The organism is Sphingobium sp. BHU LFT2 (genome assembly GCF_018604485.1).
Lineage (GTDB): Bacteria > Pseudomonadota > Alphaproteobacteria > Sphingomonadales > Sphingomonadaceae > Sphingobium > Sphingobium yanoikuyae_A.
Window position 1 is genome coordinate 758114 of the sequence record NZ_JAFCGW010000001.1, and the last position, 17876, is coordinate 775989.

Annotated in this window: 22 protein-coding genes; 5 read left to right on the forward strand and 17 right to left on the reverse strand. The window is 63.0% G+C overall.

The window, feature by feature from the left end:
* The first annotated feature begins 59 nt into the window (after positions 1-59).
* Both JQK15_RS03735 and JQK15_RS03740 read left to right on the forward strand, forming a co-directional pair.
* Complete coding sequence (locus tag JQK15_RS03735; RefSeq protein ID WP_214863491.1) at positions 60-1055, forward strand: 2Fe-2S iron-sulfur cluster-binding protein; 996 nt, start codon at positions 60-62, stop codon at positions 1053-1055.
* A 109-nt stretch (positions 1056-1164) separates the two neighbouring features.
* Positions 1165-1476: a non-heme iron oxygenase ferredoxin subunit gene (locus JQK15_RS03740; RefSeq protein ID WP_251007533.1), complete on the forward strand. Its 312-nt coding sequence runs from the start codon at positions 1165-1167 to the stop codon at positions 1474-1476.
* A 27-nt stretch (positions 1477-1503) separates the two neighbouring features.
* Here the strand turns inward: JQK15_RS03740 and JQK15_RS03745 are convergent, their stop codons facing one another.
* Entirely contained in the window at positions 1504-3294 is a 1791-nt protein-coding gene (locus JQK15_RS03745) for a gamma-glutamyltransferase family protein (RefSeq protein WP_214863495.1), read from the reverse strand.
* 181 nt (positions 3295-3475) lie between these two features.
* Here JQK15_RS03745 and JQK15_RS03750 point away from each other — a divergent pair, with 181 nt between their 5' ends.
* Positions 3476-4987: a tannase/feruloyl esterase family alpha/beta hydrolase gene (locus JQK15_RS03750; protein WP_214863497.1), complete on the forward strand. Its 1512-nt coding sequence runs from the start codon at positions 3476-3478 to the stop codon at positions 4985-4987.
* 75 nt (positions 4988-5062) lie between these two features.
* On the opposite strand, the gene JQK15_RS03755 is transcribed toward JQK15_RS03750, so the two are convergent.
* The 3 genes from JQK15_RS03755 to JQK15_RS03765 are packed head-to-tail and all read right to left on the reverse strand — an operon-like array spanning position 5063 to position 8316.
* Positions 5063-5839, reverse strand: a complete 777-nt coding sequence (locus JQK15_RS03755) for an alpha/beta fold hydrolase (protein WP_214863499.1) — start codon at positions 5837-5839, stop codon at positions 5063-5065.
* Positions 5840-5850: 11 nt separating this feature from the next.
* A complete protein-coding gene (locus tag JQK15_RS03760; RefSeq protein ID WP_169862931.1) occupies positions 5851-6972 on the reverse strand; it encodes an LLM class flavin-dependent oxidoreductase in 1122 nt (373 codons plus the stop codon).
* Between the two features lie 24 nt (positions 6973-6996).
* Positions 6997-8316, reverse strand: a complete 1320-nt coding sequence (locus JQK15_RS03765) for an MFS transporter (protein ID WP_214863501.1) — start codon at positions 8314-8316, stop codon at positions 6997-6999.
* A 287-nt stretch (positions 8317-8603) separates the two neighbouring features.
* On the opposite strand from JQK15_RS03765, the gene JQK15_RS03770 reads away from it, so the two are divergent.
* Both JQK15_RS03770 and JQK15_RS03775 read left to right on the forward strand, forming a co-directional pair.
* Positions 8604-10901, forward strand: coding sequence for a TonB-dependent receptor (locus JQK15_RS03770; protein WP_214863504.1), 2298 nt, complete (start codon positions 8604-8606; stop codon positions 10899-10901).
* A 65-nt stretch (positions 10902-10966) separates the two neighbouring features.
* A complete protein-coding gene (locus JQK15_RS03775; RefSeq protein ID WP_214863506.1) occupies positions 10967-11944 on the forward strand; it encodes a bile acid:sodium symporter family protein in 978 nt (325 codons plus the stop codon).
* 335 nt (positions 11945-12279) lie between these two features.
* Here JQK15_RS03775 and JQK15_RS03780 read toward each other — a convergent pair whose 3' ends face one another.
* The 13 genes from JQK15_RS03780 to JQK15_RS03840 all read right to left on the reverse strand — a co-directional run bounded on the left by JQK15_RS03780 (position 12280) and on the right by JQK15_RS03840 (position 17773).
* The gene (locus tag JQK15_RS03780; protein ID WP_214863508.1) at positions 12280-12654 is read right to left on the reverse strand and encodes a hypothetical protein; all 375 of its coding nucleotides are present in this window, start codon (positions 12652-12654) and stop codon (positions 12280-12282) included.
* Between the two features lie 25 nt (positions 12655-12679).
* Positions 12680-12886 carry a helix-turn-helix transcriptional regulator gene (locus tag JQK15_RS03785; RefSeq protein WP_214863510.1) on the reverse strand — a complete coding sequence of 69 codons (207 nt, stop codon included), beginning with the start codon at positions 12884-12886 and terminating at the stop codon, positions 12680-12682.
* Entirely contained in the window at positions 12876-13322 is a 447-nt protein-coding gene (locus tag JQK15_RS03790; protein ID WP_214863512.1) for a hypothetical protein, read from the reverse strand. Before JQK15_RS03790 ends, JQK15_RS03785 begins: the two co-directional genes overlap by 11 nt.
* A gap of 235 nt (positions 13323-13557) precedes the next feature.
* Positions 13558-13833 carry a hypothetical protein gene (locus JQK15_RS03795; RefSeq protein WP_214863514.1) on the reverse strand — a complete coding sequence of 92 codons (276 nt, stop codon included), beginning with the start codon at positions 13831-13833 and terminating at the stop codon, positions 13558-13560.
* Positions 13830-14468, reverse strand: coding sequence for a hypothetical protein (locus tag JQK15_RS03800; RefSeq protein WP_214863516.1), 639 nt, complete (start codon positions 14466-14468; stop codon positions 13830-13832). Before JQK15_RS03800 ends, JQK15_RS03795 begins: the two co-directional genes overlap by 4 nt.
* Entirely contained in the window at positions 14455-14937 is a 483-nt protein-coding gene (locus JQK15_RS03805; RefSeq protein WP_214863518.1) for a DUF2493 domain-containing protein, read from the reverse strand. Before JQK15_RS03805 ends, JQK15_RS03800 begins: the two co-directional genes overlap by 14 nt.
* Positions 14934-15122 carry a hypothetical protein gene (locus tag JQK15_RS03810; protein ID WP_214863520.1) on the reverse strand — a complete coding sequence of 63 codons (189 nt, stop codon included), beginning with the start codon at positions 15120-15122 and terminating at the stop codon, positions 14934-14936. Before JQK15_RS03810 ends, JQK15_RS03805 begins: the two co-directional genes overlap by 4 nt.
* Positions 15123-15416: 294 nt before the next feature.
* Positions 15417-15842, reverse strand: coding sequence for a hypothetical protein (locus JQK15_RS03815; RefSeq protein ID WP_214863523.1), 426 nt, complete (start codon positions 15840-15842; stop codon positions 15417-15419).
* Between the two features lie 14 nt (positions 15843-15856).
* Positions 15857-16201, reverse strand: a complete 345-nt coding sequence (locus JQK15_RS03820; protein ID WP_214863525.1) for a hypothetical protein — start codon at positions 16199-16201, stop codon at positions 15857-15859.
* Complete coding sequence (locus tag JQK15_RS03825; protein WP_214863527.1) at positions 16198-16809, reverse strand: hypothetical protein; 612 nt, start codon at positions 16807-16809, stop codon at positions 16198-16200. Before JQK15_RS03825 ends, JQK15_RS03820 begins: the two co-directional genes overlap by 4 nt.
* A 1-nt stretch (position 16810) precedes the next feature.
* Positions 16811-16978: a hypothetical protein gene (locus tag JQK15_RS03830; protein ID WP_214863529.1), complete on the reverse strand. Its 168-nt coding sequence runs from the start codon at positions 16976-16978 to the stop codon at positions 16811-16813.
* Positions 16975-17259, reverse strand: a complete 285-nt coding sequence (locus JQK15_RS03835) for a hypothetical protein (protein WP_214863531.1) — start codon at positions 17257-17259, stop codon at positions 16975-16977. The genes JQK15_RS03830 and JQK15_RS03835 overlap by 4 nt, the downstream gene beginning before the upstream one ends.
* Position 17260: 1 nt before the next feature.
* The gene (locus tag JQK15_RS03840; protein ID WP_214863533.1) at positions 17261-17773 is read right to left on the reverse strand and encodes a hypothetical protein; all 513 of its coding nucleotides are present in this window, start codon (positions 17771-17773) and stop codon (positions 17261-17263) included.
* Positions 17774-17876 lie beyond the last annotated feature (103 nt).

Sequence of the window (17876 nt, forward strand, 5' to 3'; positions counted from 1 at the left end):
GCATTAGATATGATTGTATGACAAGAATACATTGTCTTTGTCGAGAAGGAAGTTTCACGATGTTTCGAGCCACGCTGCATTTTCAGGATGGTGCGGCTCTGACCCTGCCCGTGGCGGACGGGGAAACCGTGGTGGAAGCGGCACTCAATGCCGAATTGCCGTTGCGATCGGACTGCATGAGCGGCAGTTGCGGCTCCTGCATCGCGCGCTGCACGGCAGGCGATGTTAGCCGCGATGCGATGGACCAGCCGATCGTCGATGCGGACGAGATCTTCGCCGGCATCTACCCCACCTGCCTCACACGGCTGCGCTCCGACGCGCATTTCGAACTGGACTATCCGCTGGCCCCTCAACCGAGCCCGGCCGGGCGACAGCGCGGACGGCTGGTGCGCATCGATCGGCTCGCCACGACCATATCCCGGCTGATCATCGAGGTGGAGGATCCTGACAATTTCCGGTTCCAGCCAGGACAATATCTGCGCCTGCGGCCGCCCGGACTGAAGGTGGCGCGGGCCTATTCCATCGCATCGGCTCCCAATGCCCTGCCCATGATCGAACTGCTGATCCGTCATGTACCGGGCGGACAGGTGAGCGGCTGGCTGGACAGCGACGCCGCTACAGCGGGCGCCAAGCTGACATTGCAGGGGCCACTGGGCGGTTTTGCGCTCGACGACAGGGCGGAGCGCTCCGTGTTCATCGTCGGCGGAACGGGCCTGGCCCCCGCCCTGTCGATGATCCGCGCGAGCGGTGGCAAGCGCCCAATGCTGCTATGTTTCGGCTGCAGCCGGCGCGAGGATCTGTTCCTGGAGGACGAACTGCGCCACCTCGCCGCCACGACAACCGGGCTGGAAGTCCGCATCGCCCTGATGGAAGGCGCCAGCGGCAGCGTAGCCAGCGGCACCGCTGTCGCCCTGCTCGCGCCCGAAGACATCGCCGGCGCCAGCCATCATCTGTGTGGGCCGCCGGCGATGGTGGACGCCGCTCGTACCGTTCTGCGCGCAGCTGGCATCGCGCCGGGCCACATCCGGGCAGAGCGTTTCGCGATCGGCGGCTGAACATCGCCCTGCTCGTCCGGCAGATCGACGGCAGGGCTGGACATCACCGCCTCTTTCGATCATTTATTGTATGACAATCATACATAGAGACAAGATAATGGAAAATGAGATGGCCGAAAAGACGGCGCTTTGCCAAGCAGCATCCCTGGCGCCGGGCGAGATGGCGCGATTCGAGCTGGATGGCGAAGATCCGATGCTGCTGATCAACGACGAGGGCGAATTTCGCCTGATCGACGATGATTGCACCCATGCCATCGCCTCCTTGTCGGAGGGCCGGCTGGAGGGGCAGACGATCTTCTGTCCGCTGCATGGCGGCAGCTTCAACATCCGCACTGGCAAGGCCTGCTCCCTGCCCTGCAAGCAGGCGCTGCGCACCTATGATGTCCGGGTCGAGGACGGCACCGTCTATTTTCTCGGCTGAGCCGCGGTAGGGCCGCGCTGCTTCCGCTTACCGTCCCACTGCATAGGCCTGCATCAGCCGCGGCGTCGCCGCGGCATGCAGCACGCCGTCGGCCGATCGTTCCGCGACGGTCAGCCGCCCTGCAGACCAGGCCGGCGCAACCCTTATGTCATGACCGCGCGCGCGCAGATCACCGATGATCCCGGCGCCATAGCTTCCCTCGACCACGGCCACGCCCGACATCGCCTCGCGCGGGTAGAAGGAGGAAGGGAAATGCAGGCTGTGGAACAGTGGCTGATCCAGCGCCTGCTGCAACCCCATCTTGCCCAATATCCGGCGCAGCAGCAGCACCAGCTGCCATTGATCCTGCTGGTCGCCACCGGGCGTGCCGCACACCAGGGCCGGCCGCCCCTCATGCAAGGCCAGCGTCGGCGTCAGCGTGGTGCGCGGGCGCTTGCCCGGCGCGAGGCTGCCGGGCAGGCCGGGTTCGAGCCAGAACATCTGCGCACGGGTATTCAGCGCGAAACCCAGACCCGGCACCGTCGGCGAGGATTGCGGCCAGCCGCCCGATGGGGTCGCGCTCACCATATTGCCATGACGGTCGATCACATCGATATGTACGGTGTCGCCGGGCTTCAGCGTCGACTTGAGATGCATCATAGTCGGCTCGCCAATACCCAGCCCGGCCGCCTCGTCGCGGGCCAACCGCACCTGCGCCATGCCGCGTGTCACCTGTTCGGCAAAACCCGGCAGCACGCCCGGCCGCAGGACATGGCTCGCTTGCGTGCCGATCAGGCCGGCCCGATCACGAGCATAGCCATCGGACAGCAGCGCCTGAACCGGCACCTCGACGAAATCGGGATCGCCATAATAGGCTTCACGGTCGGCGAAGCAGAGCTTCGTTGCTTCCAGCACCAGATGGACAAAATCGGCACTACCCGGATCAATCCGGTCTATGCCGGCCGCATCCAGAAGGCGCAGCATCTGCAGCAACACCGGCCCCTGCCCCCAACTTGCGGTCTTGCAGACGGTCCAGCCATGAAAATCGGCTGTCACCGGCGCTTCATAGCGAGCCTGCCAGCGCGCCATGTCTTCCCCGGTCAGCAGTCCCGCATGGCGCGCACCGCTCGCATCCATCAGCGGCGATCGGGTAAACTGGTCGATCGCTTCAGCCACAAAGCCCTCGCTCCAGGCATGGCGCGCACGATCGATCCGCGCTTCGCGATTGCCCTGCGTTCCGGCCTCGGCCAGCAGCCGTTGCCAGGTCGCGGCCAGCACCGGATTGCGGAACAGCTTGCCGGCAGTGGGAGGGCCTCCGCCCGCCAGCCAGATGTCGGCCCCGCTCGGCCATTCATGGCGCAGCGCCTGCTCGACATCCGCGATCGCCCGTGCGGCGCCCGGCAACAGCGGATGGCCGCTGAGCGCATAACCGATTGCCGGCGCCATCACATCGGCCAGTTCCATCGTCCCATGATTGCGCAACAGCGTCAGCCAGGCGTCAAACGATCCCGGCACGACCGCCGCGATCAGGCCTGAGCCCGGCACCATGTCCAGCCCAAGCCCCCGGAAATGGTCGATCGTCGCTGCGGCCGGGGCGACGCCCTGGCCGCACAGCACACCAATTTCATCGGTCCGGCTGTCATGAAACAGGATCGGCACCTCGCCGGCCGGGCCACACAGATGCGGTTCGACCACCTGTAGGGTGAAGCCGCCGGCCACAGCCGCGTCAAAGGCATTGCCGCCCCGTTCCAATATGCCCATCGCGACCTGCGACACGATCCAGTGGGTGGAGGCGACGACGCCAAAGGTACCGCTGATTTCCGGGCGTGTGGTGAACATCTCTGCCTGCTTTTCCATTGCGTTACGAATGTTGTATGACAATAATACCTGTGACGGGCAATCACATGGAGGCGGGACGTTGCAGAAAATCAGTTGGAACAAGTTAGGGCTGGCGATGGCCGGGGCGGTGGCGCTCTGTTTCGGGCTGGCGATGCCGGCAAACGCCCGGACAAGCGCATTAATGAAGGCACAGACTGACGCACAGCTTGTCAGCACGATCAGTTGCGAGGCACTGGGCAAGGTCGACCTGACGCAGGATCAGGAAGCGCCGGCGACGATCACCGGCGCGAAGCTCGTCGCAGCTAGCTTGGCGGCGAACGAATATTGCGCGGTGACCGGCTATGTCCAGCCACAGGTCCAATTCGAGATCCGCCTACCGACCAGCAGCTGGAACGGCCGCTATTTCCAGATCGGTTGCGGCGGCTTTTGCGGCTTCGTCAATATCGCCGGCTGCGGCGACATGCTGGCCAGGGATTTCGTCGTCGCAGCTGACAATATGGGCCATGTCGGCGACATATTGAAGGAGCCGCTTTGGGGATCGAGCGCCGATGCCCGCCGCGACTATGGCGCGCGCGGCACCCATGTCACCGCGCTGGTCGCCAAGCGGGTGATCGCTGCCTTCTATGGCAAGGCACCGGCCTACAGCTATTTCCGCGGTTGCTCGACCGGCGGGCGTGAAGGGTTGATGGAAGCCCAGCATCATCCCGAGGATTTTGACGGCATCATTTCGGGCGACCCCGCCTTTGCCGGGCGACTCGGCGCGATCGCCAATGTCTGGGCCGCGCAGAAATTGTTCCGGCGCGGCAATGTGCCGATCTTCGATCAGGCTTCCCTCACCCTGCTGCACCAGCGAACCATTGCCGCCTGCGATGCGATCGACGGGGTGAAGGACGGTATCATCGACGATCCGCGCCAGTGCCGCTTCGATCCGGCCAGCCTGCAATGCCCGGCGACGGGCGGCAGCGACTGCCTGACCGCCGAGCAGGTCGCGGTAGCGAAAGCCGTCTATGACGGTCCGCGCAACGGCAAGGGCCAGCGCCTCTATCCCGGCGGCATGATGCCGGGCAGCGAAGGCGCCTGGGGCGGCGCCGACACATGGAGCTTGCCGCAGGGATCGCTTCGCTATCTGATGTTCGCGCAGAACCCGGCCCGCGATTATGACTATCATGATTTCGACTGGGACCGCGATCTGGCCAAGGTGCGCGATCAGGTCGCGCTCTACGATCCTGTCGCTCCGGGCAGCGCGCCTGATCTCGCCGCTTTCCACGCGCGCGGCGGCCGGCTGATCCTCTACCATGGCTGGTCCGACCAGGGCGTCTCGCCGCTTGGCTCGCTCGATTATTATGCACAGGTTGCGGCCCGCCAGGGCGGCGTCACCAGCCTGCGCGACTGGTTCCGCCTGTTCATGGTGCCCGGCATGTTCCACTGCCGCGGCGGCAACGCGCCCAACAGCTTCGACTTCATGCCCGGCATCATTGCCTGGGTGGAAAAGGGCGCGGCGCCCGATGGCGTGGTGGCAAGCCAGAAGGATGGCGACACGCTGGTCCGCACCCGCCCGCTCTTCGCCTATCCGGCGGTCGCCCGCTATGACGGCAAGGGCAATGTCAACGCCGCTGCCAGCTGGCACGCGGCGATGCCGGCCAGCGTCGCTGACGGCCGGATCGACTGGCTCTGGGGACCGGCGGCCAGGTAACGCAAAAGGGGAGGATGGCGCCGCGCCATCCTCCCCTCCCTACGCCCCGAAAACCTTGTCAGGCACCTCGGAAGATCAACAATATTCCCGGCTGGCGACGATGAAGGCCGCGCCCTTGTCGAGGAAATGCCGGGTGACGCGGAACATCGCCTCGGCCTGGTCCAGCTGCACTGCATGGGCGGCGTCATAGACATAGGTCAGCTTGCCATTGGGCAGCGTGGTGGCGAGATAATGCCCCGCTTGCGGCGGCGTCACCCGGTCCAGCGTGCCCATGATGACCAGCACCGGCGCCGTGATGCCGGGCAGCAACGCCACCAGTTCCTCGTCAACCAGCACCGGCCCGCCATAGGCGCGGAACGCTGCGCTGTTGCCCTGGGCGATCTCCGGCGTCGGCGCCAGATGCTTGGCCTTGTCGGGATAGGCGAACAGGCCGGTCCGGGCGGCCTGCGGATCCTGTGCAGCCGGGTCGGCGCCCACCGCAACCCCGGCCGGCGCTTCCAGCACCATGTCGGTCACGCGGCCGGGATGACGCGCCGCCAGATAGAGGGCGACCCGGCCCCCGAAAGAACCGCCGAAGACGTCCACAGGTGCAGTACCGATCTCGGTCGTAATGAAGTCGGCGGCCAGATCGGCGAGATCGGCGACGCTCACCACCCCGTCCAGCATCGCCGTCCCGCCAAAGCCCGGCAGCACCGGCATGAAGACTCGCCGCGTCGTCGCCAGTTTCTCGATCAGCGGCGTCCACAACGGCCCGCCCGAGGTGTGAAGGACCAGCAAAGGCTCCCCCTCGCCCGCCACCAGATAGGTCAGGGCACCCTTGGCAAGGGTCGCAGTCTTGGTTTCGTAGCTCATGACATTCCCCCTTACAGATCGCGGACCTGCGGCAGCACCTGGTCACGGAACAGGTCCATGCCCTTGCGCACCGTCGCGACCGGCAGGTTGCCGATCTGCATGCTCATATTGATGCCGCCACAGCCCAGTTCGGACTTGAAGCGCTTGATCTGCTCGACGACGCTCTTGGGGCTGCCGCAGAAGATCGAACCGGCGTCGATCATCTCCTGGATGGTCTTCTTTGCTGCGACCTTGTCCAGCCGGCTGTCATAGCTGGCGCCGGCCTTCTGCTTGTTGAAATAGCCCGCCTGCAGCACCAGCTTCAGCGCGTCATAGGTGGGCTTCATCAGAGTGCCGTGGAAATAGTCGAGCGCGCGGGCGAACACCTCATGCGCTTCCTCGTCGGTCTCGCAGATGCAGGTGCTGGCCCCCATCAGCACCTGGTCGTCCGCCGGATCCCAGCCCGCCTCGTTCGCGGTTTGGCGATAGATGTCGACATTGGCGCGCGCCAGCTTCATGTCGGAAATCAGGCCCATCGCCATGATCGCCCGGCTCTGCGCGGCGAAGACCGCCGATTCCTCGTTGCTCGCCGACATCAGCACGCGCGGCGGCTGCTGGATCGGGCGCGGCCAGATCGAAATGGAGCGGAACTGGAAATGCTCGCCTTCCCAGCCGAACGGCTCGGGCTCCGACCAGCATTTCATGATCAGTTCAGCCGCTTCCTTCTGGCGCGAGCGCGATTCCCCCGGCGGCGAATTATAGGCGATATATTCATGCGGCACGCCGCGCATGAAGCCGGCGATCAGGCGACCGCCGCTCATCACGTCGATCATCGCATATTCCTCTGCCACCCGGATCGGGTTGGACAGCGGCAGCAGGTTGCCAACCATGGCCAGGCCGATCGTCTTGGTCTCGCGCGCCAGGATCGATCCGATCAGGTTGCAGTTGGCCATGGTGCCATAGGGACTGAAATGATGCTCGTTGCACGCCACCCAGTCGAATCCGCAGGCCTCCGCATGGACCAGCAGGTCGATATAGTCATGATAGAGTTGCTGCCCGACAACCGGATCATAATCCTTGTTGGGCGTGGGATAGACGCGCGGCGGCTCGGGATAATGCGGCCACGGCATCAGGTTGAAGAAACCAAACTTCATATGCTTCCCCGGTCTTTGTGAAGATTATGGATGCTGAGAAACCGCCGGCGAGGCCTGACGCAGCGCGCCGCGTCCGGCCAGCAGGGCGACGAAGCCGCCAGCCGCACCGATGCCGCCGACAATGGCCATCGACCGCCCGATACTGGCGGGATTGCCGAATATATGGTCGGTCAGGAATGCGGTGATCAGGGCGATGATCGCCTGCCCCATCACATTCTGAACAAAGAAGAACAGCGCGATATACAGGCCGCGCAGCCGGTTCGGCGCCACCGACGCAGCCACCACCGCATGATGGCCGACCGAGGCGCAGACCAGAAAGACCAGCAGCGCCAGCGCGACCAGCGCGGCTGTGACATTGGTCAACAGCGGCATCGCGATTGCCACCGGCACCAGCAGCAGCGCGCAGGCAGCCCCGGTGCGGAACGCGGCATCGCCATGCCCCCTGGTCAGCGCCCGGTCGGTGACCAGCGCCCCGAACCACTGCCCCAGGGTCGTGGGCACCAGGAAGATCAGCGCCAACGGCAGGCTCAACTCGCGGGGCCCCATGCCGTGCAGCCGGTCGAACAGCGCCGGCCCCCACAGGATGAAGCCGGCAAAGGGCAGGTTGATGAAGCTATAGCCCAATATATAGGCGAGGGAGACGCTGCGGCGGGCCTTCAGGAAGGCCAGGAAGCCGATCCCCTCCTCAATTGCGCCGCCCGGCATGCTGCGCCTTGCGGGTTCGCGCATGGTCAACGTCAATAGAGCCATGAACAGTCCCGGCACGCCCACCGCCACGAACACGAAGCGCCATGGCGCCAATGCACCGAACAGCGGCAGCTCGACCGCGCCATGCGTGGCGGTGAAGCCGATCAGCAACCCGCCCAGCAAATAGGCCACGCTCGACCCGAGGGACACGCCCAATGTGTAAATGGCAACCGCACGCCCCCGCTTGGCGGGAGGGAAATAATCCGCGATCAGCGAATAGGCCGCCGGTGACAAGGCCGCCTCGCCAATGCCCACGCCGACGCGCGCCAGGAACAGCCAGCCAAAGCTGCTGGCCAGTCCGGACGCCACGGTACACAGGCTCCACAGTGCAATGCCGGCCGCCACGATCAGGCGGCGGGGCATCCTGTCCGCCAGCCAGCCGATCGGCAGGCCGACGCTGACATAGAAGAGCGAAAATGCCACGCCCCCGACCAGCGCGAACTGCATGTCGCTCAAATGCAGATCGGCCGAAATCGGCCGGATCAGGATCGAGAGAATGATACGATCGATGAAGGACAGCATGTAGGCGAGCAACAGCAGCAGCAGCGCCCAGTTGGCAGCCGTGCGCTCTGGCCAAGACGTTTCGGATTGGCCCATGAGAGGGGGCGCAGAATCGGCATACGCACTTGTCATACAATCAGACAATCGAGTTTGCAGGCTGTTGGCAAGTCCCTTGATTCATTTTGTCAAAATCTTTCACGCCACGGAAAACAGGCCAAAGTTTCCCGCTTGCAAAGCCAAAAACTTTGTATGACAATCACACCATAACATCGACTTTCGAGCGCTTCACGACTCGCGAGCGGTAGCACCAGATCGCTACAAGGTGACGTGCATGTTCAGCAGCAGGGACGATGGAGGAGTTTCCAGAACGCAAAGGGTTAAACATGAGTCAGTTTCTTCGCGGGCACCTGCGCCGCGCTGCGAACGGCGTCGCCCTGACGTCGATCGCCTTGCCTGCGCTCGCCATTTCGATCTCCGCACATGCGCAAGACGTCGTTTCCAGCTCGACTTCGGCAAATGCCACCGCCGGGGGCGAGATCATCGTCACCGGGACGCGCCGTGCCGACATGTCGATCAAGGATACGCCGCTGGCGATCTCCGCCTTTTCGGGTGAAACGCTGGAACGCAATCACGTCACCAGCATCGCGGATCTGCGCAATCTCGACCCTTCCGTGAACATCCAGAGCTTCGGCGCGGCCCAGACCAAGATCGTGCTGCGCGGCATCGATTCCAATGTCGGCGCCACGACCGCCCTCTATCTCGATGAATCCGCCGTTCTGGGCGGTGTCGGCGGCAACATTCTGGGCGATGGCAAACCCGGCATCCGCCTCCATGACATCGACCATGTCGAGGTGCTGAAGGGACCGCAGGGGACGCTGTTCGGCACCAGTTCGATGAGCGGCACCCTGCGCGTCATCACCCGCAAGCCGGACCTCGACACATGGGGCGGATCGGCCGAGATCGTCGGCGCCAGCGTCAAGAGCGGCAACGCCTATGGTGAAGCGAGCGTCACGATCAACGCACCGATCGTCAAGGATGTGCTCGGCATTCGGGTCACCGGCTGGACGGAGATCGGCGGCGGCTACATCGACCAGACGATCAAGGGCCGGATGCGCACGAACAACAATGACCAGTTCGTTCGAGGCGTGCGTGGCCAGATGCTGTTCAAGCCCAGCGAGGATTTCTCGCTGCTCGCATCGGCAACCCATCAGCAGATCGATGTCGATGGCAGTCAGGCGTTCCAGGAAGCCAATGGCCCCTATCTCAACACTTCGCCAACGGTCGAACTCTATTCGGACAATTACGACCTCTATTCGCTGACGGCCGACTATGATCTGGGCTTTGGCTCGATCATCGCCAATGGCAGCTACAGCAACCAGCAGGTGCTGAACGCCAAGGATTCGACGCCGACCAACATAAATTTCGGCGTCAACGCACCGCTCAGCTTCGTGCCGCGCATGTGGTTCAAGGACTATAATGCGGAACTGCGCTTCTCGTCCAAGTTTGGTGGCCCGCTCCAGATCGTGGCCGGCGCCTATTATGAGCATAGCAACAGCCTGTACCAGACCAACGCGATCCAGGCGCCCGACGGGATTCCCGTCTGCTTCAGCTATGACGACTGCCACGACAATGGCTTCGCCAACCCCGGCCGCGGCAACAGCGTCTATGAATTCGGCACCAACAACAAGCGCGTGATCGACCAATATGCCTTCTACGGACAGGCCGACTACAAGATCGTCGACACGCTGACCGCGACGCTGGGCCTGCGCTATTTCTCCGCCGACATCCATGACGTCGTCACCAACCTGCAGACCGTGTTCCCGGACTTCGTTTTCGGCAATGTGACGACGCCCAGTGTCACCGGCGACAGCAAGGGCAGCAACAGCAAGACCAGCTACAATGCCGCGCTGTTGTGGCAGGCGACGAACGATATCAGCCTCTACGCCCGCGCGGCATCGGGCTTCCGCCTGGGCGGCGTCAACACCGCCACCTCGCTTGCGCAGGAAGCCGGCGTCGTCTTTCCCGGCACCTATAATCCGGACAGCCTGTGGAGCTACGAAATCGGCGTGAAGGGCTATCTGCTCGATCGCGCCATCTTCTTCGACCTGACCGGCTATCATGTCGACTGGAAGAACCAGCAGCTCTCGGCCAGCGCGCCCGGCGCCTTTGCCTATACCATCAATGCCGGCAAGACCTCGTCCAACGGCGTCGAGTTCAATACCACGATCAAGCCGGTGACCGGGCTCAGCCTGATGGGCAATGTGACCTATGTCGACTCCAAGCTGGAAGAGGACCTCCCGGCCGACGTCGTGTCTGCAGGCACCATCGGCAACAAGGGCGATCGGGTGCCGCTGTCGCCGAAATGGTCGGCATCGGCGTCCGCCGAATATGAAATGCCGCTGGCTGGTGACCTGAGCGGCTTCGTGCAGGGCAATATCCTCTATCATGGCGCCAGCTACAGCACCTTCAACCGCGCCAACGAGTTCGACACCTATCTGCCGGACTACACCCTGATCGGGGCGCGCCTTGGCGTCCGGACGGACGGCTGGGAAGCCAGCCTCTATGTCGACAATCTGGGCGACAAGGTGCCTTATCTCGGCATCAACAATTCGACCGATGGCACGCGGATATTCACCGCGCGTCCCCGCACGGTCGGTGCCCGCCTCAGGGCCGATTTCTAGAACAAGCTGTTCCAGAGCACAGCCGGCTCTCATGGAGCCGGCTGTGTTTCATTCGAGGAAATATCGTGCTGCGCCGCCTTTTCGCCTTCGCCGAACCCTTCATCCTGGCTCTGCTCTCCACGGTTCTGCTGGCCACCCTGCTACCTGTTCGCGGGGTCGCAGCCGCGATATTCGATATCATCACCGACATCGGCATCGCCCTGCTCTTCTTCCTTCATGGGGCAAAGCTTTCGCGCCAGGCCATCATCGATGGCGCACGCAATCTCCCGCTGCACCTCACCGTGCTGGCGACGACCTTCATCCTCTTTCCCTTGCTCGGACTGGCGTTGGCTCATTTGCCGATGCTGCCGCCGGAACTGGCCGCGGGGATGCTGTTCCTCACCCTGCTGCCATCGACGGTGCAATCCTCGATCGCCTTTACGGCCATTGCCCGCGGCAATGTCGCCGCGGCAGTATGCAGCGCGTCCTTCTCCAACCTGATCGGCATCGTGGCGACCCCTGCCCTGGTCGCCCTGCTGATGAACCGGACCGGAAGCGCTGCGCCGCTGTCCTTCGCTTCCGTCCAGTCGATCCTGCTCCAGTTGCTTCTACCCTTTGTCGTCGGGCATATGATGCACGGCCGGATCGGCGGTTTCGTCCATCGCCACAAGAAGTGGGTCACGCTGGTCGATCGCGGCTCCATCCTGCTGGTCGTCTACACCGCCTTCAGCGCCGCCGTCGTAGGGGGGCTCTGGCACGCTGTGTCAGGAGAGATGCTCGCCCTTCTCATCCTGCTGTGCTGCCTGCTGCTGGTCATCGTCATGACCGCCACCCAGGCGCTGGGAAGGATGATGGGGTTTGATCAGGAAGACGCCATCGTCCTCCTCTTCTGCGGGTCGAAGAAGAGCCTTGCGTCAGGCGTGCCCATGGCCGGCATCCTGTTCCCGGTCGCCCAGGTCGGCGGCATCATCCTGCCGCTCATATTCTTCCATCAGATACAGTTGATAGCCTGCGCGATAATCGCGCGCCGCTTCGAACATGGCGCACAGCCTGCCAGGGCCTGACCCCGGTCCCTTCCTCCCAAAAGCCGCATCGCTCTACAGAACGACGATCGCTCTGGTCGAGCATCGATCGTTGCCTGCACATCGCCTCGGGTGATTTTCAGTAGAAGCATCTGTGACATGCGAGTGCGACACTATGCACCGTCAACCTGACTGCGATCATCGGGTCTGCTGGAAACCCATGCGAACGGTAACTGGCGGAGAGGGAGCCAGTCCCAACATTGACGATAATTGGCAGAATAGCGTGGTTTTTTGGATAGGGCGGGGGAGTGATACCCCTATTTATACCCCCGTCCCGTTTTGGGTCTTCTTGCGTCTCTTTATCTCGGTGGCGGCGCTTACTGCTCCACGATCTTGTATAGACTTTCCTGGATTCGATCGCGGTACCCCTGTGTCAACGCTTCGCCGATGCCCTTCAATCGGCGGTCGTGAGGTCGGGTCAGGCGTGCGCTCAAATTGAAGTTGGGATACTTCCCGGTGATACGCGGGTGCAATTCAGCCGCGACGTTCACGTCGGTTTCGCTAACGTAGCGCCCGGCCCACTTCTCGATGACATGCTTGAGTGCAAGGTGCTTCTGTCCGGCACCCTTGACCGTGCGCTGCGCATCCAGCCATTCAAATGCGAGCCTGATGCAGTCAGGGTGCTCGTGAAACGGCTTGTCCGTATAATTCGTGCGCTTTTTCGCGGCATCGATTTCGGCATCTGTCAGCATGGCAAACCCTCCACAGTCATATCAGCTAGATGCGGTACCCCATCGGGTCCGCGATCCAAGCATCGATATCGGATTCGTACCATGCCACAAGGCCCTCGCTGATGCGATGGGACGCGGGGAAGGTGCCCTTGGCGATCTTCCGATAGATGGTCGCGCTGGAGAGCGTCGTGCGCGACCGCACTTCGGCGATGCGCAGGAGGTTGTCGCGGCTGCGGCTGTGATTACTGGCCATTGAACGCCTCCTTCGCGCTCGCCCGCCGGCCGCGCTTCCTGCGCGGCGGGATAGTCTTAATGGTCGCGGCATACTCCGCGAACAGGATGATGACCGAACGGATGGCCGATGCCAGCAACTCGCCCCCGAGCAAGGTCACGGACACCTGCCCGATCAGAAGGAAGAACCAAAACAGCCGGAATGCCCGGATGGATATGGCCGGCCAGTCTGCATAGACCGTAGCGCTCAGCAGGGTGATCGCGACAAAGAACCACATGAACGCGACCCAGAGCCAGTCGTCGTGCTCCAGATAGACGGTCGCGTGACACGCGGCAAAGAACCACAGCGCGCGGTGCATCGCGTATTGCGTCTGCCGGGTGAGCTGGCAGGCGAGGATGATCGGCGGGTGGAATAGCGTCTTGCCTAGCCAGGTATCGAGGCGCTGAAAAAGGCGCATCACAGAACCTTCATCTTCGTCAGTTTGGCCAGCCGGCGCCCGCGTTGTGCGCGGCGAATGGGCTCATGCTCACCACACCACTGATGCGCCGACATGGGCGGAAAAACTTGATACCCATCATGGTGGGAGCCAATTACCGCACCTTGCGGCGCATGCCGTCGGCACATGCCATCAACATTGGGGAACGCCGATGTCGTCCCAACACTGAAGAACCGGCAAGTGGCGCAAAATCTGCTCATCGCTTCATCACCTTCCCGAGGCGGTCCAGCCGCTCGATCATCTCGCTCATGTCCCAGCGACCATCCGTCGCGCGGCCGGCGCGACCTTGCAGATGATAGTCATACACTGCCTGCGCCTGCGCCTCGATCTCCCGCAGCCGATCCATCTCAGCGCTCAATTCCCCAACTTTGACCTGCAGGTCGACGAGCTTGGGTATGGTGCCCGCAAGCACACCCTCGATCGTCGCCATCACCCACGGCCGGCTTTCGGCCGGCAGTCGCACTTTGGTCATGCCTGATCCCTCCGCTTGAACGGCACCACATTCTCATCGTCCATTTCGATGACGGGCAGGCCCAGCTTTTCGCCCCAGGCTGCGGCGCGCTGGCGCGCGTCTTCGAGGCTGTTGGCCATCTCCGGCTGGCGGTGATCGTCATAACTGCCATCGGGCTTCACCACCTCGATCAGATGCGTCAGCCAAGGAATCTGATCGGACCATGCCCGGCAGATGCGAAGATGGCCCTGCGGCTGGCCCCATCCGGTGGGAGACGGCTGAGGATCCGGACAGCGCGCCCACATGGTCGGAGCGATGACGTACCCATCCTCATCCCGCCAGCCTTCGTCGCAGCGGGTCGCGAGGCGCCAAGGCGGCAAGTGCTCGGCGCGATCCGGCTCATAGGCCAAGATCCATCCGTCGCCTTCCGGCGCAGTGGCCATGTCACTTGGAATTCCAAGGGACGTTTCCTGGCCGCTCGCCTGCCCGCCAGCGACCAGCGCCTCGCATATCGCTCGGATAAGTTCCTCGATGCTAGTGAACTTGCTCAGGCGCTGGCACTTATCAAGGTGCGTAAGCATCAGGCGCGCAAGCTCAGCGGCTGGCAGCGCACTGGCGGCAGCCTGCAGCTGCCTTCCCTCGTCACTCGTGTTCATTTTGCTTCCCTCGCTCGAACGGCAGCACATTGCCTTGCCCCTGGCCAGGCGCGGCCGGGTCGATTGCGCCTTTGGCACTATCACCCTGCCAAAAAGGGGTCAGAACGGCTGGCCTACCAGTCTCGATCTCGCTTGCCACGATGACGGGTATGCCTGCCGCCCGTGACCTGCGGATCATGTCGGCAGTGACGCGCCCACCAGGGAATGCGATAACCAGATCGGGCTTTCCTTCATCGATCATACGTTGATTCCGGCGCGGCCCAGCCGACGGCCCCATTCGCTCCCAGTCGGCCGGGAACGTGAAGGTGGCAATCGCGCGATACCCTGCCCACATGCGCGCGAGGCGGTCAGCGCCAGCCGCGCCGCCATTGATGATGACGGCCGGCTCTCGCCCCTCCATCACGCGGGCAAAGGCGGCCTGGTCGTTGAAGGTTCGGCCACCGCAGATCAGGATCCTGCCGCCCTTCACTGTCGATCCCCTTCTGGCCAGATGACATTGCCACACAGATCCTCGATCCGCAGGGTGCCGGGATTGCACGCGGCATGGTCCGCCGCTTCTTCCGCTGTCGATTTTAGTCCGGAAAGCTGGAGCGGATAGAACATGCCTTCCCGAAAGAAGATCACCGTTTCGCCCGTAGGCCTAAAATTGCTCATGCGTCACCTTTGGAGCCGGACGGCTTAGGGGGCGAACGCCGCCCGGCTCCGCCAACCGCCGGGGGGGGGCAGCGGCTGGATCGATGGTTGCGGGATCGAGCTTCGCCCGCAGAACCTCCTGAAAAACGATGACGGTCTGCCCGGGGCTGGCGACGGCCCACGCCTCCGCTTCGCTCGCGGCTTCATCCAGCGTCTGGTACCGCGTGCGGGGGAGTGTGACGCCCGGCCGGACCGTCCGGCCCTTTCGCGCCACCATGAAGGTGAAGCTGTTGGGCACTGTGAGGCGAACGCCGGTCATGCGGCACCTGGCTGCGCGAGCGCACGACGGAGCGCATCGGTGGCATCGTCCAGCAAAGAATTGCAGGCAGCATGCCCATCCACGTCGATGTCGGTGTGATAAGCAAACTCACCAATGTGATGGATGCCGACCAACATCGAATAGGCGCTGCGGATCACCCGCGCCTGTTCGGCAATCTCGCTGTTCAGCTTCTCGATCGTGCGGACATCCTCCGGCGACCGGGTTGAATGCGGCTCGTGGCCTGCAACCTGCATGAAATGCTTAAGCGCCCGATCGACCGCGAACGCCGCGTCCATCTTTTGCTTCGTCGTCGCGCCAGCGCGAGCGCACATGATGTTGTGCTCAGCAAGCGCGCTCAGATAGGTCTCGTAGGCCGTCGTCTCTTCAGCGGTATAATTCCGCTTGGTGTCGGTGGTAGTCATGGGGCCATGCTCCTTCAGGCGGCGATCGGCCGGGGAGGATTGGGAAAAAGGCGGCGAACCTTGGCGATGTCGGGATCTGGATCGTCACCGGGCTTGGGCTCGCCATCCGGACCATCATCGTCATCGTCCGGATCGTCGTAATCGACCCAGCCGCGGCTCCACTCCGCGCAGCAGCGTGAAGCGTGGGTGGTCGGCTGGACGGTTTCGGGACCGCCGTCGATGGTGATGATCTGCGGCGGGACGTTCTCGCAGGCGCCGACATCCTCATAGCTTTCGTCCAGCGCCGGCACGAGCATCGAGGAATGTGCGCCAGAACGCCAATAGGCGCAGGTCGAGCAATTGCGGACGATCGCCATCACGGCCGGCCTCCGGCGTTCCCAGCAATCAACTGAACATCGCTGATGATCTGCGCGATTTCTGGTGGTTCGATGACGCTGTCAGTGGCCGCCTCCATCAGCATCCGCAGCTTATATTCCAGCGCCTCCAAGTTCGGGGCTGGCGTGCGGAAAAGTGCATAGCGGGCATCATATGCTGCTCCGCCCAACTCGTCGGTCATGCGGTTCAGAAAATCGCGCCGTGAGGCGGGCATCGCGGCAACGTAAGCCGCACACTTTTCCTTCGCAGCCTCGATCTCGTCCCTCAGGAAGCGCCATTCGCCGATCGGGCCAGTGTCATATTCATTGTATCGCGGGTCGATTGTGTATGTGAAGCTTTGGCCATTCTTCGCAACATGGGCGATCCGATAGGGAGGCTCCAAAGCGTCGAGCGGCTCCATTTCAGGTTGATAGACCTCACGATAGAAACACTCGTCCTCGTCCTTCGCTGCCTGATACTGCGCAAAGGCGACATCCCATTCGGCGGTACCAGCTACCGGCGAACATACGAGGCCTGCAGCCTGCGTGACCGCCGGCGCGACGATCATGGGTGCGGCGATGGTCGCAGCAAGGATTTCGCGGCGGGTGGCCATGTCACTTCTCCTTCGGGAAGCGGGTGAAAGCGATGAGGATTTGGCAGCCGAACCATTCGAACTGGAACCGCCAGCCCTCGCCCCAACCGCCGCTGAGAGATTCCGCGCCCCACGCGCCCCAGTCATACCAAGGCTCGATCGCGGCGATGATCTGGCGGAGGCGGCTCACGGTTGCCCGTCCGCTTCATCAAGCTCCAAATGCCGGGCTAGCGTGATCAAGGTGGCGACCCCATGCAAAGCGTCTCTGAAAAGGATCGGGTTCATGCCTGCCCAATCGGGCGCGTCGTCTGGCCTTGCCGCGATCACCGTGAGACGGTTTGCCTCACTGTCCGCTTCATAGGCGCCGGCGAGAAGGGTCAGGATCGCTCCAGCGCGATCGAGGACATCGCCTGCGTCGACCATGGGCTTCCAGCTGGAGATCTGGGCAGCGCTGAGCGGATATTTTCCCATATCAGCAGCCCTCCGCATCGGCGCGGCGCGCTTCCACGATCATCATGTCGCGGCGAATGAACTTTGCGAGTTCGGGAAAGATGGGCTCAACATCATCAACGCCGGCCGGCCACTGGTGGGCAAGCGTGGCGCTAATGGCTGTCAACGCAGAGGCGACGCCTTTAGCGAGCTTGCAAGCCGCATCGCGCTCGACGCCTAAAGGCATATGATCAACCAATTGGTTGGCCATCATGGCCGCATGGCCGGCCAAGATCATCAGATCGCGGTCGTCGCCATTCGGCAGGAGATCGAGCATATGGAGATAGCTCGTCTCCATCGCTTTGCCAGCGGTATCGTAGAGGATGCGGAAAGCCGGGTGACTATTGCGCCCGCGCCCCTTGCTGGCCGCATCGAAGAACTCATCACTCTGTGCGACCAGTCGGGCATAGGCAATGATCGGGGTGTCAGCGCGCTCAATGCGCAAGTCTTCGTTCCGCGAAGCGTCGTCGCTACGCGCCTGGGTGGCGTCGGCCATGTGGAATGCTCCTGTCTAAAGGACAGGGTTATCCGCATGCGGATGCCCTGCCTGCATCGGCGTCTTCGGCCCGGAGGCGTTCAACCGATAAGACAATGCATAA